Raw genomic sequence first — 13,310 nt, forward strand, 5'->3', positions numbered from 1 at the left:
TAACCCATGGCTGAAGCAGTCGTCGAAAACGCCCCCGCCAAGGCTGGCTCGCCAGCGGCCAAGCCGCCGCTGTTTGGCATGGCGTTTCTGGAAAATATCTCGCAGATGCCCATGCTGCGCCAGATCGGCCTCTTGGTCGGCCTGGCGGCCAGCGTGGCCATCGGCTTTGCCGTGGTGTTGTGGTCGCAACAACCCGATTACCGTCCGTTGTACGGCAGCCTGTCGGGCATGGACACCAAGCAGGTCATGGACACCCTGGCCGCTGCTGACATCCCCTATAACGTGGAGCCCAACTCGGGGGCCCTGCTGGTCAAGGCCGACGACCTCTCCCGTGCGCGCCTGAAACTGGCAGCCGCCGGTGTGGCGCCGAGCGACGGCAATGTCGGCTTCGAGCTGCTCGACAAGGAGCAGGGCCTGGGCACCAGCCAGTTCATGGAAGCCACCCGTTACCGCCGCAGCCTGGAAGGCGAACTGGCCCGTACCATTTCCAGCCTCAACAACGTCAAGGGCGCGCGCGTGCACCTGGCCATTCCGAAAAGCTCGGTGTTCGTGCGTGATGAACGCAAGCCCAGCGCCTCGGTACTGGTCGAGCTGTACCCAGGCCGCGCGCTGGAAGCCGGGCAGGTGATGGCGATTGTCAACCTGGTCGCCACCAGCGTGCCGGAACTGGACAAATCCCAGGTCACCGTCGTCGACCAGAAGGGCAACCTGCTGTCCGATCAGATTCAGGATTCCGCGCTGACCCAGGCCGGGAAGCAGTTCGACTACAGCCGCCGGGTGGAAAGCATGCTCACCCAGCGCGTGCACAATATCCTGCAGCCGGTGCTGGGCAACGATCGCTACAAGGCTGAAGTGTCCGCCGACCTTGACTTCAGCGCGGTCGAGTCCACCTCCGAACAGTTCAATCCCGACCAGCCGGCGTTGCGCAGCGAGCAGTCGGTTGACGAGCAACGTGCCAGCAGCCAAGGTCCGCAAGGCGTGCCTGGCGCACTGAGCAACCAGCCGCCAGGCGCCGCTTCGGCACCGCAGACCACCGGTGGCGCGGCTACCCCGGCTGCTGCCATTCAGCCTGGCCAGCCGCTGGTGGATGCCAATGGCCAGCAGATCATGGACCCGGCCACCGGCCAGCCGATGCTCGCGCCATACCCGTCAGATAAACGTCAGCAAAGCACCAAGAACTTCGAGCTGGACCGTTCCATCAGCCACACTCGCCAGCAGCAGGGGCGCATGACCCGCCTGTCGGTAGCGGTGGTGGTGGACGACCAGGTCAAGGTCGACCCGGCCACTGGCGATGCCACTCGAGCGCCATGGGGCGCGGAGGACTTGGCGCGCTTTACCCGCCTGGTGCAGGACGCCGTCGGCTTCGATGCCAGCCGTGGCGACAGCGTGACGGTGATCAACGTGCCGTTCGCCGCCGACCGTGGCGAGGAAATCGCCGACATCGCCTTCTACCAGCAGCCGTGGTTCTGGGATATCGTCAAGCAGGTGCTGGGCGTGGTGTTCATCCTGGTGCTGGTGTTCGGTGTGCTGCGGCCGGTGCTGAACAACATTACCGGGGGCGGCAAGCAGGCTGCCCCGGACAGCGACATGGAGCTGGGCGGCATGATGGGTCTGGATGGCGAACTGGCCAACGACCGCGTCAGTCTGGGTGGCCCGACAAGCATTCTGCTGCCTAGCCCGAGCGAGGGTTACGAGGCACAGCTCAACGCAATCAAAGGCCTGGTGGCCGAAGACCCGGGCCGCGTTGCCCAGGTCGTGAAAGAGTGGATCAACGCCGATGAGTGATAACCGAGCCGTTACCGCCAAGCTGAGCCGCGTCGACAAGGCGGCGATCCTCCTGCTTTCGCTGGGCGAGACCGACGCCGCCCAGGTGCTGCGGCACATGGGGCCCAAAGAAGTGCAACGGGTGGGTGTGGCCATGGCGCAGATGGGCAATGTGCACCGTGACCAGGTCGAACAGGTGATGAGCGAGTTCGTCGAAATCGTCGGCGACCAGACCAGCCTGGGCGTGGGCTCCGATGCCTATATCCGCAAGATGCTCAACCAGGCCCTGGGCGAGGACAAGGCCAACGGCCTGGTCGACCGCATCCTGCTCGGTGGCAACACCAGCGGCCTGGACAGCCTCAAGTGGATGGAGCCGCGCGCCGTTGCCGACGTGATCCGCTACGAGCACCCACAGATCCAGGCCATCGTCGTCGCCTACCTCGACCCCGACCAGGCCGGTGAAGTGCTGAGCAATTTCGACCACAAGGTGCGCCTTGACATCGTCTTGCGCGTGTCATCGCTGAACACCGTACAGCCGGCGGCGCTGAAGGAGCTGAACCAGATCCTCGAGAAGCAGTTCTCGGGCAACTCCAATGCCGCCCGCACCACCTTGGGTGGTATCAAGCGTGCTGCCGACATCATGAACTTCCTCGACAGCTCGGTGGAAGGTGCACTGATGGACGCGATCCGCGAAATCGACAGCGACCTGTCGGAGCAGATCGAAGACTTGATGTTCGTCTTCAACAACCTGGCCGATGTCGACGACCGGGGCATCCAGGCGCTGTTGCGCGAAGTGTCCTCCGACGTGTTGGTGGTGTCGCTCAAGGGCGCCGACGAGCGGGTCAAGGACAAGATCTTCAAGAACATGTCCAAACGTGCTTCGGAGCTGCTGCGCGACGACCTGGAGGCCAAAGGGCCGGTACGGGTCAGCGACGTGGAAACCGCGCAGAAAGAAATCCTCACCATTGCCCGGCGTATGGCCGAGGCCGGCGAGATCGTCCTCGGCGGCAAGGGCGCCGAGGAAATGATCTGATCTTATAACGGCGGCAAGCCCGCCGTTGACCCTGTGGGAGCGGGCTGGCCCGCGAAGCAGGCGCTGCGGTGGATGGCACGGGCTTTGCCCGTGTTCGCGGGCAAGCCCGTTCCCACAGCGTGCACGTCAGTTCAATCTTATTGAGCGAGTGTGCGTTGGCTGAACATGGATTGAGTACCTGAAAACATGTCCACCAAAGAACACCACCCCAGCGACCTGATCCGCGCCCGCGACCTCGAGGGCGTGGACGTGTGGACGCTGCCAAGCTTCGACCCGGAACCCGAGCCAGAGCCCGAGCCAGAGGCGGAGCCCGAGGTCATCGCGGAAGAAGTCGAGGAAGTGCCGCTGGAAGAAGTCCAGCCACTGACTCTGGAAGAGCTCGAGGCCATCCGGCAGGAGGCCTACAACGAGGGCTTCGCCACCGGTGAGCGCGAGGGCTTCCACAGCACCCAGCTCAAGGTTCGCCAGGAGGCCGAAGAGGCCCTGAAGGCCAAGCTGGACAGCCTCGAACTGCTGATGGCCAACCTGATGGAGCCGATCGCCGAGCAGGACACGCAGATCGAGAAAAGCCTGGTGCACCTGGTGGCGCACATGGCTCGCCAGGTGATTGGCCGCGAGCTGCGCAACGATTCCAGTCAGATCACTCAGGTGCTGCGCGAAGCGCTCAAGCTGCTGCCCATGGGCGCGGACAATATCCGCATCCACCTCAACCCGCAGGATTTCGAGCTGGCCAAGGCCCTGCGCGAACGCCATGAGGAGAACTGGCGGCTGCTGGAAGACAGCGCATTGCTGCCGGGTGGTTGCCGCATCGAGACGGCCCACAGCCGTATCGATGCCACCATGGAAACGCGTATTGAAAAAGCGGTGGCGCAGTTGTTCGACCAGTTGCACGACCATTCCCTGCACCCGGCGGCGCCAGACATGGCGATAGACCTGGGCGCGCCGGTCGAGCGTGCCGTGGACAACCCCGATGCACCTTGAACGTACCAGTTTCGGCAAGCGCCTGGGCACCTACGCCGAGGCCATCGCGCTGCCGTCCCAGCCCATCGTCGAAGGCCGCTTGCTGCGTATGGTCGGCCTCACCCTGGAAGCCGAAGGCCTGCGCGCTGCAGTGGGCAGCCGCTGCCTGGTGATCAACGATGACAGTTATCACCCGGTGCAGGTTGAGGCCGAAGTCATGGGCTTTGCCGGGCCCAAGGTGTTTCTGATGCCGGTGGGCAGCATCGTCGGTATTGCTCCGGGGGCACGCGTAGTTCCGCTGGATGACAGCGGCCGCTTGCCGATGGGCATGAGCATGCTGGGCCGGGTGCTCGACGGCGCCGGCCGTGCGCTAGATGGCAAGGGCGGGATGAAGGCCGAGGACTGGGTGCCGATGGATGGTCCGGTGATCAACCCGCTCAACCGCGACCCTATCAGCAAGCCGTTGGATGTGGGCATTCGCAGTATCAACGGCCTGCTTACCGTCGGCCGTGGCCAGCGGCTAGGCCTGTTTGCCGGTACCGGGGTGGGTAAATCGGTGCTGCTGGGCATGATGACCCGCTTCACCGAAGCCGAAATCATCGTGGTCGGTCTGATCGGTGAGCGGGGGCGCGAGGTGAAGGAGTTCATTGAGCACATCCTCGGTGAAGAGGGCCTCAAGCGCTCGGTGGTGGTGGCGTCGCCGGCAGACGACGCGCCGCTGATGCGCCTGCGTGCCGCCATGTATTGCACTCGCATTGCCGAGTACTTCCGCGACAAAGGCAAGAATGTGCTCTTGCTGATGGACTCCTTGACCCGCTTCGCCCAGGCTCAGCGGGAGATTGCCCTGGCCATCGGCGAGCCGCCAGCCACCCGGGGCTACCCGCCATCGGTGTTTGCCAAACTGCCCAAACTGGTGGAGCGGGCAGGCAATGGCGAACCCGGCGGTGGTTCGATCACTGCGTTCTATACCGTGTTGTCCGAAGGCGACGACCAGCAAGACCCGATCGCCGACTCGGCGCGGGGCGTGCTCGACGGCCACTTTGTGCTGTCGCGTCGGTTGGCTGAGGAGGGCCATTACCCGGCCATCGACATCGAAGCCTCGATCAGCCGGGTCATGCCCCAAGTGGTCGATGCCGACCACTTGCGCCAGGCGCAGAAGTTCAAGCAACTGTGGTCGCGTCTGTCACAAAGCCGCGACCTGATCAGCGTGGGTGCCTATGTGGCCGGCGGTGATCCGGAGACCGACCTGGCCATTGCGTTGCAATCGAAGCTGGTTGAGTTCCTGCGTCAGGGCCTGCGCGAGGACGTGGGCATGGCGCAGAGCCGCGAGCAGCTGGGGGCGATTTTCACGCCCCCGGCAGGTTGATAAGCCATGGCGCAGCCTGGACGTGCCGCGCGCCTGGCGCCGGTGGTGGACATGGCCGAAGAGGCCGAGCGCAAGGCCGCTCAGCGTCTTGGCCATTTTCAGCAGCAGGTGGCCACGGCCCAGGCCAAGCTGGCCGAGCTGGAGCGCTTTCGCGAGGATTACCAGCTGCAGTGGATCAACCGCGGCGGGCAAGGGGTCAATGGTAGCTGGCTGGTCAATTACCAGCGTTTTCTCGGGCAGCTGGAAACGGCCATGACCCAGCAGCGTCAGAGCCTGGTCTGGCACCAGAACAACCTCAATAATGCACGTGGTACCTGGCAGCAGGCCTATGCCCGGGTGGAGGGTTTGCGCAAGCTGGTGCAGCGCTACCAGGACGAGGCCCGGCGTGCTGAAGACAAGCGTGAGCAGCACTTGCTGGATGAGCTGTCGCAGCGTTTGCCGCGGCAGAGCCATTTGTAGGTGTTTGACGTAGCGTTTGCCGCGGCAAGAGCCATTTGTAGGTGTTTGACGTAGCGTTTGCCGCGGCAAGAGCCATTTGTAAGTGTTTGTCGCAGGTCTTGCAGTGTCTGTGAGATCGAGCGCCGCCCGCGCGGCGCATCGCGAGCTGCGCTCGCTCCTACGTTTGTTTCGGGCCAGTCACGCCTGTTGCAGGCGCGCGCGACCGCCTTGTTTGTACGACGTGATAATGCGCCATGCGCCAAGGCGTTCGCGCGCAAATCCCATAGGAATAACTGGCCCGAAACAAATGTAGGAGCGAGCGCAGCTCGCGATGCGCCGCGCGGGCGGCGCTCGATCTCATGAGCACCGCAGGCCCCATGCTGAACACTTGCCACCCCTACCATCGCCTGCTAAACCTTAAACAGTTGCATCCGCCATCATCGAAGGAATCGCTAGCATGGCAGTCGAGACTGATTTTTCGCAGGACGGGAAAAAGCTGACCATCAAGATCAAAGGGCGCTTCGATTTCGGCAAGCACCAAGAGTTCCGCGACGCCTACGAGCGCCAGCCCAAGCGGCCGGATTCGGTCGTCGTCGACCTGAAGGACACCACCTACCTCGACAGCTCTGCGCTTGGCATGCTGCTGTTGCTGCGCGACCACGCGGGCGGTGACGAGTCGGATGTGCGGGTAGTGCATGCCAGCTCCGACGTGCGCAAGATTCTCGCCATCTCCAATTTCGAAAAACTCTTCGATATCAGTAGTTGAGCGCCGACATGCCGGCCGAACAGGCGCTGACCGTGCTGGTCGCCGAAGACAGTGCTGTCGATCGCCTTCTGCTTGCGCAGATCGTGCGCCGCCAGGGTCATCAGGTATTCACCGCAGAGAACGGCGAGCAAGCGGTAGCGCTGTTCATCGAGCGGCGCCCTCAGCTGGTGCTGCTGGACGCCCTGATGCCGGTCATGGATGGCTTCGAGGCGGCGCGGCAGATCAAGGCATTGGCTGGCGAAGCGCTGGTGCCGATCATTTTCCTGACGTCGCTGAATGAAGAAGAAGGCCTGGTGCGTTGCCTTGAGGCGGGTGGCGATGATTTCATGGCCAAGCCCTACAGCGCGGTGATCCTCGCTGCCAAGATTCGCGCCATGGACCGTCTGCGCCGGTTGCAGGCTACCGTGTTGGCGCAGCGCGATCAGATCACACGGCATCACCATCATCTGCTTAACGAGCAGCGGGTGGCCAAGGCGGTGTTCGACAAAGTGGCCCACTCTGGATGCCTTTCTGCGCCCAACATTCGCTACCTGCAATCGCCTTACGCGCTGTTCAATGGCGACCTGATGCTGGCGGCATTTACCCCGGCCGGCGACATGCGTGTGCTGCTCGGCGATTTCACCGGTCACGGCCTGCCGGCAGCGGTCGGCGCCATGCCGATGGCTGAGGTGTTCTACGGCATGACCGCCAAGGGCTGCAGCATGACGCAGATCCTGCGCGAGATGAATGCCAAGCTCAAGCGCATCCTGCCGGTAGACATGTTCTGCTGTGCGCTGCTGCTCAACCTCAGCATGCAGCGCGGCTTGGTGGAGGTCTGGAATGGCGGCATGCCCGATGGCTATCGCCTGTCGGTGGATGGCCAGGTGCTGTCGGCACTGAGTTCGCGGCACCTGCCGCTGGGCATCCTGGCCGCTGAGCGTTTCGATGACAGCACTGAGGTGTTGCCGCTGGCACCGGGCGAGCGCCTGTTGCTGCTGTCAGACGGTGTGCTCGATACCGCCGACGAACACGAACGCCTGTTTGGCGTGCATCGCCTGCGTGCCGTGCTGGCCGAAAACCGCGACCCTGTGCAGTTGTTCGATGAACTGATGTTGGCCCTGGAACGTTTTGGTGGGCAGCCACGAGATGACATCAGCTTGTGCGATATTCGCATGTTCACTGCCGATGAGCGGGTGCCGGCACCGATGATCTACTCTGACAGTGGCCGCTCCAGCCCGCTGGACTGGTCGCTGGGCTTCGAGGTGCGCGGCGAAAGCCTGAAGCGCTTCAACCCTGTGCCGTACCTGGTGCAGTTGTTGCAGGAAATTCACAGCCTGCGCGCGCGTATCGGCAACCTGCACAGTGTGCTTAGCGAGTTGTATTCCAATGCGCTGGAGCATGGTGTGCTGGGCCTGGACTCACAGCTCAAGCGCGATGTGCAAGGCTTTACCGACTACTATCAGGAGCGCGCCCGGCGCCTGGGCTCGCTGACCGAAGGCTTTGTAAGCATTGATTTCAAGGTTGAACCGCATGACGGCGGTGGGCGCCTGATAATTGAGGTGCGCGACAGCGGTGCCGGCTTCGACGTGCAGCGGGTACTTGCGCGGCCTTCGCTGGGTCAGGGGCTGAGCGGTCGCGGTCTGAATCTGGTTCGGCAGCTGGCCAGTGAGGCGCGCTGGAGTGAGGGCGGGCGTTGCGCGCATGTGGAGTTCGTATGGTGAGCCACTGGTTGGCTCGGGCATAATCTGGCTTGATCAAGGAGTGAACAAGTGACTGACATGCATATTGACCACAAGGTACTCAGTGACCTGCGTGAGGTCATGGAAGATGGCTACCTGCAGTTGGTGCAGACTTTTCTCGATGACTCAGAACGGCGTCTTGGGCAGTTGCACGCGGCCAAAAGCGCCGAGGAGCTTGGTGCAGCGGCTCACAGTTTCAAGGGTAGCAGCAGCAACATGGGCGCTGTGGCCTTGGCCAGCCTGTGTCAGCAGCTCGAAGAGCGCGCGCGGCGGCCCCCTTTGTACGGTATTGAAGACTTGATCAGCCGCATCGACATGGAATTCGTCGTGGTGCGGCACTTTTACCGTGGTGAGCAGCAGCGTATTTCCGCAGGCTGATAAGCGAGTTGGCGCGAGTCTTGCGTGTCTCTGCCAGGATGATTTCTGTTTCTGGCGCGGAGACCGCTCGATGCCTGTCGCACCCAACCCTTTGTTGCAAGCCAATGCCATTGCCAAAACCTCGCGTTCGGCCACCGTGCAGGCGGACAAACCGCTTCAGGCGCTGGGCGACAAGGGCGATGCTTTTGGCCAGATGATGGCCAGGCAGGGTCGCGACAAGGTTGCCGGGCAGGATGACAAGGGCGTTCAGGCCAAGCCCAAGGACAAGCCTGATGCGGCAACGGGCGGCAAGAAAGACCCGGCTGGCAACGCTGCAGTTGCCGAGGACGGCAAAAAGTTGCCAGAGGATGATTCGGCCCAGGCCGATACGAGTGTGCATGATGCCAGCCTGGTGGCCGGTCAGGTCACTGATGCCCAGCCCGGCGCGCAACTGATCCAGGCGCAGGCCGAGGCGGTGGCGCCAGTGCTGCAGGCGGCCACGGCGCAAACCCAGGTCGCCGCCGCACTGCCTGAAGAGGCATCTGCCGAGGAGGCCTTCGACCCGGATGCCGACCCCCTGGCCAACCTGCCGACCTTGCGCCTGGCGCTGGAGCACAGTGCCCAGGCCAAGGGTGGCACCTCGGCTCATGCCCTTGATGCTGCCCAGGCTCAGGCCGAGGATGGGCGGGCAGCCGTCAATACCTTGGCGAATCTGGTCGAGAATACCGAGGGCGAAAGCGCCGAATCCGGTGACAAGGCCTTTGGTGCCTTGCTTGAAGACGGCCTGAAGGACACCAAGAGCGCCAGCAGCGACACCCGGATCGATGATTTTGCCAACCGCCTGGCCAGCCTGACCCAGGCGGCCACCGCCAAGACCGCCAACGCCGTCCCGGCCAATGCGAGTCCGCTACACCAGCCATTGCCAATGAACCAGAATGCTTGGGCCGAGGGCCTGGTCAACCGGGTCATGTACTTGTCCAGCCAGAACCTCAAGTCGGCTGATATCCAGCTGGAGCCGGCAGAGCTCGGTCGCCTCGATATTCGCGTCAATGTTGCGGCGGACCAGGCTACCCAGGTCACCTTCATCAGCGGCCACGCCGGCGTACGTGATGCCCTCGACAGCCAGTTGCACCGCCTGCGAGAACTGTTTGCCCAGCAGGGACTGGCGCAGCCGGATGTCAACGTGGCTGACCAGTCGCGCGGGCAGCAACAGCAGCAGCAGGGGCAGGCGCAGGGCAGCAGCCTGTCCGGAGTGGCGGCGCGCCGTGCCGAGCAGGGCGGAACCGAGGCGGTCGATAGCACCCGGCCTTTGGAGCAGCAGGTGGTTGTCGGCGACAGTGCGGTCGATTATTACGCCTGATGTCTGGTGCATGGCGTTGTTTTTTGGGGGGGCAGTGAGATCGAGCGCCGCCCGCGCGGCGCATCGCGAGCTGCGCTCGCTCCTACGTTTGTTTCAGGCCAGTCATGCCTGTGACAGGCGCGCGCGACCGTCTTGTTGATACGACGTGATATCTCGGCCTACGCCAAGGCGTTCGCGCGCAAATCCCATGGGAATAATTGGCCCGAAACAAACGTAGGAGCGAGCGCAGCTCGCGATGCGCCGCGCGGGCGGCGCTCGATCTCGCAAGCGCAAAATCCCTCAAGCCAAATTCTGGCATAACACTTGCTCAAGCCAAGCCATCCTCCCTTGAACCCCCGATGGACGACGGATTATTGGCATGGCGAAGAGCGAAGCAGTCAAAGACCCCGCCACTAAAGGCAAACTCAAACTGATCCTGCTGGCCGTCGTAGGCCTGTTGCTGGCGATCGGCCTTTCGGTGGGCGCTACCTGGTTCATCATGCACAAGAGCGAGCCGGCTCCTGCTACCGAGGCAGCGGCCAGCAACGTCAAGCCAGCGGCGATCTACGAAGCGCTGACCCCGGCCTTCGTGGTCAACTTCAACCAGAACGGCCGTCAGCGCTACATGCAGTTGAGCATCACCCTGCAGGCGCGTAACCAGGCCGACCTGGATGCGCTCAAGGTGCACATGCCGGTGATCCGCAACAACCTGGTGATGATGTTCTCCGGGCAAGGGTTCGACACCCTTGCCAGCAGCCCGGTAGGGCAGGAGATGTTGCGCCAGAAGGCCACCGCGGTGGTCCAGGAAGTGGCGCAGAAGGAAGTCGGCAAGCCGGTCGTTGACCAGTTGCTGTTCACCAATTTCGTATTGCAGTAGGAGTCCGCAATGGCCGTACAGGACCTGCTGTCCCAGGATGAAATTGATGCCCTGTTGCACGGCGTCGACGACGGTCTGGTGCAGACCGAGAGTGCATCCGAGCCTGGCAGCATCAAAAGCTACGACCTGACCAGCCAGGATCGGATCGTACGGGGTCGCATGCCGACCCTGGAAATGATCAACGAGCGCTTCGCCCGCTACACCCGTATCAGCATGTTCAACCTGCTACGCCGCTCCGCAGACGTGGCCGTGGGTGGCGTGCAGGTAATGAAGTTTGGCGAATACGTGCATTCGCTGTACGTGCCAACCAGCCTCAACCTGGTCAAGATCAAGCCGCTACGCGGCACCTCGCTGTTCATCCTTGACGCCAAGCTGGTGTTCAAGCTGGTGGACAACTTCTTTGGGGGCGATGGCCGCCACGCCAAGATCGAGGGGCGTGAGTTCACCCCGACCGAACTGCGCGTGGTGCGCATGGTGCTGGACCAGTGTTTCGTCGACCTCAAGGAAGCCTGGCAGGCGATCATGCCGGTCACCTTCGAGTACATGAACTCCGAGGTCAACCCGGCCATGGCCAACATTGTCGGCCCCAGCGAGGCGGTGGTGGTGTCCACCTTCCACATCGAACTGGACGGCGGTGGCGGCGATCTGCACGTGACCATGCCGTACTCGATGATCGAGCCGGTGCGGGAAATGCTCGATGCCGGTTTCCAGTCGGACCTGGACGACCAGGACGAGCGCTGGGTCAAGGCCCTGCGCGAGGACGTGCTTGACGTGGCCGTGCCAATGAGCGCAACGGTCGCCCGGCGCCAGCTGAAGCTGCGCGACATCTTGCACATGCAGCCGGGTGACGTGATCCCGGTCGAGCTGCCCGAGCACCTGGTGCTGCGCGCTAACGGGGTGCCCGCGTTCAAGGCGCGGCTGGGCTCGCACAAGGGCAACCTTGCCCTGCAGATCATCGACCCGATCGAACGCCGCTGACGGTGTGCCGGTCGCTTACAACGAATTGAATGCCTGTCGAGGAAATCATGGCTAACGAAAACGAGATCACCTCCCCAGAGGACCAGGCACTGGCCGATGAGTGGGCCGCAGCGTTGGAAGAAACCGGTTCAGCCGGGCAGGCCGACATCGATGCACTGCTGGGCGGGGACACCGGCAGCAGCGGCCCTGGCCGCCTGCCGATGGAAGAATTCGCCAGCTCGCCCAAGCCGAACGAAAATGTCAGCCTCGAAGGCCCGAACCTGGACGTGATCCTGGACATCCCGGTGAACATTTCCATGGAGGTGGGCAGCACCGAGATCAACATCCGCAACCTGCTGCAGCTCAACCAAGGCTCGGTGATCGAGCTCGACCGCCTGGCCGGCGAGCCGCTCGACGTGCTGGTCAACGGCACGCTGATCGCCCATGGCGAAGTGGTTGTGGTCAACGAAAAGTTTGGCATCCGCCTGACCGACGTGATCAGCCCCAGCGAACGTATCAAGAAGCTGCGCTGAGTGAAGGGCACGATGCGCGCCATCGCCGCAGTTGCGGCGCTGTTCGCCAGCCACGTCTGCATGGCCGCGGCCACGCCAGCGGCCACCCCGGCGGCTCAACCTGGCAGTCTCGGCGGGCAGCTGGCGCAGATGGTCCTGGGCCTGCTGCTGGTGGTGGGCCTGATCTTCTTCCTGGCCTGGCTGCTGCGGCGCCTGCAGAGCACCGCAGTGAAGGGTGGGCAGGTGATCGAGATCGTCGGCAGCCGTGCCATCGGCCCGCGTGACCGCCTGCTGCTGGTGCAGGTGGGCAAGGAGCAGATCCTGATCGGCCATACCCCCGGCAGTATCGAGGCGCTGCACGTACTGGCCGAACCCGTGGAAGTGCCGGCAAGCGTCCGTCAGGCGACGCCGGAGTTTGCCCAGCGGCTGATGGAGCTGATGGGCAAGGACCCTAAGGACAACAAGTGATGAGCGGCGCGCTGCGTACGTTGTTGACTCTGGCGCTGCTGCTGGCAGCGCCGCTGGCCCTGGCGGCCGACCCGCTGTCGATTCCGGCCATTACCCTGTCCAACACCCCGGACGGGCAGCAGGAATATTCGGTCAGCCTGCAAATCCTGCTGATCATGACCGCGCTGAGCTTCATCCCGGCGTTCGTCATCCTGATGACCAGCTTTACCCGCATCATCATCGTGTTCTCGATCCTGCGCCAGGCCCTGGGCCTGCAGCAGACACCGTCCAACCAGCTGTTGACCGGCATGGCGCTGTTCCTGACCATGTTCATCATGGCCCCGGTGTTCGATCGGGTGAACCAGGACGCGCTGCAGCCGTACCTGAAGGAGCAGATGACTGCCCAGCAGGCTATCGACAAGGCCCAGGGGCCGCTCAAGGACTTCATGTTGGCGCAAACCCGGCAAAGCGACCTTGACCTGTTCATGCGCTTGTCCAAGCGTACCGACATCGCTGGCCCCGACCAGGTGCCGCTGACCATCCTGGTGCCGGCGTTCGTCACCTCCGAGCTGAAGACCGCGTTCCAGATCGGTTTCATGATCTTTATCCCGTTCCTGATCATCGACATGGTCGTGGCCAGTGTGCTGATGGCCATGGGTATGATGATGCTGTCGCCGCTGATCATCTCGCTGCCGTTCAAGATCATGCTGTTCGTGCTGGTGGATGGTTGGGCGCTGATCATGGGCACCCTGGCCAGCAGTTTCGGCGGCGTCTGA

General features: G+C 63.1%; 14 protein-coding genes. All 14 read left to right on the forward strand.

Translation table 11 applies throughout. The annotated features are described in order from the left end of the window. The first annotated feature begins 6 nt into the window (after positions 1 to 6). The 14 genes from fliF (at position 7) to fliP (ending at position 13,310) form a co-directional block, all read left to right on the forward strand. Positions 7 to 1,785 (forward strand): flagellar basal body M-ring protein FliF, encoded by a 1,779-nt coding sequence (gene fliF / locus GST84_07615; GenBank protein ID XGB12235.1) that lies wholly within the window; start codon positions 7 to 9, stop codon positions 1,783 to 1,785. Continuing rightward, a complete protein-coding gene (fliG, locus tag GST84_07620) occupies positions 1,778 to 2,797 on the forward strand; it encodes a flagellar motor switch protein FliG (protein ID XGB12236.1) in 1,020 nt (339 codons plus the stop codon). Before fliF ends, fliG begins: the two co-directional genes overlap by 8 nt. A 186-nt stretch (positions 2,798 to 2,983) precedes the next feature. Continuing rightward, positions 2,984 to 3,778, forward strand: a complete 795-nt coding sequence (gene fliH / locus GST84_07625; GenBank protein XGB12237.1) for a flagellar assembly protein FliH — start codon at positions 2,984 to 2,986, stop codon at positions 3,776 to 3,778. Further along, complete coding sequence (fliI, locus tag GST84_07630; protein XGB12238.1) at positions 3,768 to 5,123, forward strand: flagellar protein export ATPase FliI; 1,356 nt, start codon at positions 3,768 to 3,770, stop codon at positions 5,121 to 5,123. The genes fliH and fliI overlap by 11 nt, the downstream gene beginning before the upstream one ends. 6 nt (positions 5,124 to 5,129) lie before the next feature. Next, on the forward strand, positions 5,130 to 5,582 hold the full coding sequence (gene fliJ, locus GST84_07635; protein ID XGB12239.1) for a flagella biosynthesis chaperone FliJ: 453 nt from the start codon (positions 5,130 to 5,132) through the stop codon (positions 5,580 to 5,582). Positions 5,583 to 6,018: 436 nt separating this feature from the next. Further along, positions 6,019 to 6,327: an STAS domain-containing protein gene (locus GST84_07640; protein XGB12240.1), complete on the forward strand. Its 309-nt coding sequence runs from the start codon at positions 6,019 to 6,021 to the stop codon at positions 6,325 to 6,327. 8 nt (positions 6,328 to 6,335) lie between these two features. Then, positions 6,336 to 8,027 carry a SpoIIE family protein phosphatase gene (locus GST84_07645; GenBank protein XGB12241.1) on the forward strand — a complete coding sequence of 564 codons (1,692 nt, stop codon included), beginning with the start codon at positions 6,336 to 6,338 and terminating at the stop codon, positions 8,025 to 8,027. A gap of 48 nt (positions 8,028 to 8,075) precedes the next feature. Further along, complete coding sequence (locus GST84_07650) at positions 8,076 to 8,423, forward strand: Hpt domain-containing protein (GenBank protein ID XGB12242.1); 348 nt, start codon at positions 8,076 to 8,078, stop codon at positions 8,421 to 8,423. A gap of 70 nt (positions 8,424 to 8,493) precedes the next feature. Next, positions 8,494 to 9,762 carry a flagellar hook-length control protein FliK gene (locus GST84_07655; GenBank protein XGB12243.1) on the forward strand — a complete coding sequence of 423 codons (1,269 nt, stop codon included), beginning with the start codon at positions 8,494 to 8,496 and terminating at the stop codon, positions 9,760 to 9,762. Between the two features lie 358 nt (positions 9,763 to 10,120). Next, positions 10,121 to 10,618, forward strand: coding sequence for a flagellar basal body-associated protein FliL (gene fliL, locus GST84_07660; GenBank protein XGB12244.1), 498 nt, complete (start codon positions 10,121 to 10,123; stop codon positions 10,616 to 10,618). Between the two features lie 9 nt (positions 10,619 to 10,627). Beyond that, positions 10,628 to 11,596, forward strand: a complete 969-nt coding sequence (fliM, locus tag GST84_07665) for a flagellar motor switch protein FliM (GenBank protein XGB12245.1) — start codon at positions 10,628 to 10,630, stop codon at positions 11,594 to 11,596. Between the two features lie 47 nt (positions 11,597 to 11,643). Then, positions 11,644 to 12,108 (forward strand): flagellar motor switch protein FliN, encoded by a 465-nt coding sequence (gene fliN, locus GST84_07670; protein ID XGB12246.1) that lies wholly within the window; start codon positions 11,644 to 11,646, stop codon positions 12,106 to 12,108. After that, entirely contained in the window at positions 12,109 to 12,555 is a 447-nt protein-coding gene (fliO, locus tag GST84_07675; protein ID XGB12247.1) for a flagellar biosynthetic protein FliO, read from the forward strand. Then, complete coding sequence (fliP, locus tag GST84_07680) at positions 12,555 to 13,310, forward strand: flagellar type III secretion system pore protein FliP (GenBank protein ID XGB12248.1); 756 nt, start codon at positions 12,555 to 12,557, stop codon at positions 13,308 to 13,310. Before fliO ends, fliP begins: the two co-directional genes overlap by 1 nt.

This window comes from Pseudomonas putida, assembly GCA_041879295.1.
GTDB classification, from domain to species: Bacteria; Pseudomonadota; Gammaproteobacteria; order Pseudomonadales; family Pseudomonadaceae; genus Aquipseudomonas; species Aquipseudomonas putida_Y.

What these genes read in the sequence shown, in the direction of transcription:
- fliI (XGB12238.1), top strand. Translation starts at nt 3,768, where the DNA reads ATGCACCTTGAACGTACCAGTTTCGGCAAGCGCCTGGGCACCTACGCC.
- fliN (XGB12246.1), top strand. Translation starts at nt 11,644, where the DNA reads ATGGCTAACGAAAACGAGATCACCTCCCCAGAGGACCAGGCACTGGCC.
- fliJ (XGB12239.1), top strand. Translation starts at nt 5,130, where the DNA reads ATGGCGCAGCCTGGACGTGCCGCGCGCCTGGCGCCGGTGGTGGACATG.
- GST84_07645 (XGB12241.1), top strand. Translation starts at nt 6,336, where the DNA reads ATGCCGGCCGAACAGGCGCTGACCGTGCTGGTCGCCGAAGACAGTGCT.
- GST84_07655 (XGB12243.1), top strand. Translation starts at nt 8,494, where the DNA reads ATGCCTGTCGCACCCAACCCTTTGTTGCAAGCCAATGCCATTGCCAAA.
- fliG (XGB12236.1), top strand. Translation starts at nt 1,778, where the DNA reads ATGAGTGATAACCGAGCCGTTACCGCCAAGCTGAGCCGCGTCGACAAG.
- fliL (XGB12244.1), top strand. Translation starts at nt 10,121, where the DNA reads ATGGCGAAGAGCGAAGCAGTCAAAGACCCCGCCACTAAAGGCAAACTC.
- fliP (XGB12248.1), top strand. Translation starts at nt 12,555, where the DNA reads ATGAGCGGCGCGCTGCGTACGTTGTTGACTCTGGCGCTGCTGCTGGCA.
- fliM (XGB12245.1), top strand. Translation starts at nt 10,628, where the DNA reads ATGGCCGTACAGGACCTGCTGTCCCAGGATGAAATTGATGCCCTGTTG.
- fliF (XGB12235.1), top strand. Translation starts at nt 7, where the DNA reads ATGGCTGAAGCAGTCGTCGAAAACGCCCCCGCCAAGGCTGGCTCGCCA.
- fliH (XGB12237.1), top strand. Translation starts at nt 2,984, where the DNA reads ATGTCCACCAAAGAACACCACCCCAGCGACCTGATCCGCGCCCGCGAC.
- GST84_07640 (XGB12240.1), top strand. Translation starts at nt 6,019, where the DNA reads ATGGCAGTCGAGACTGATTTTTCGCAGGACGGGAAAAAGCTGACCATC.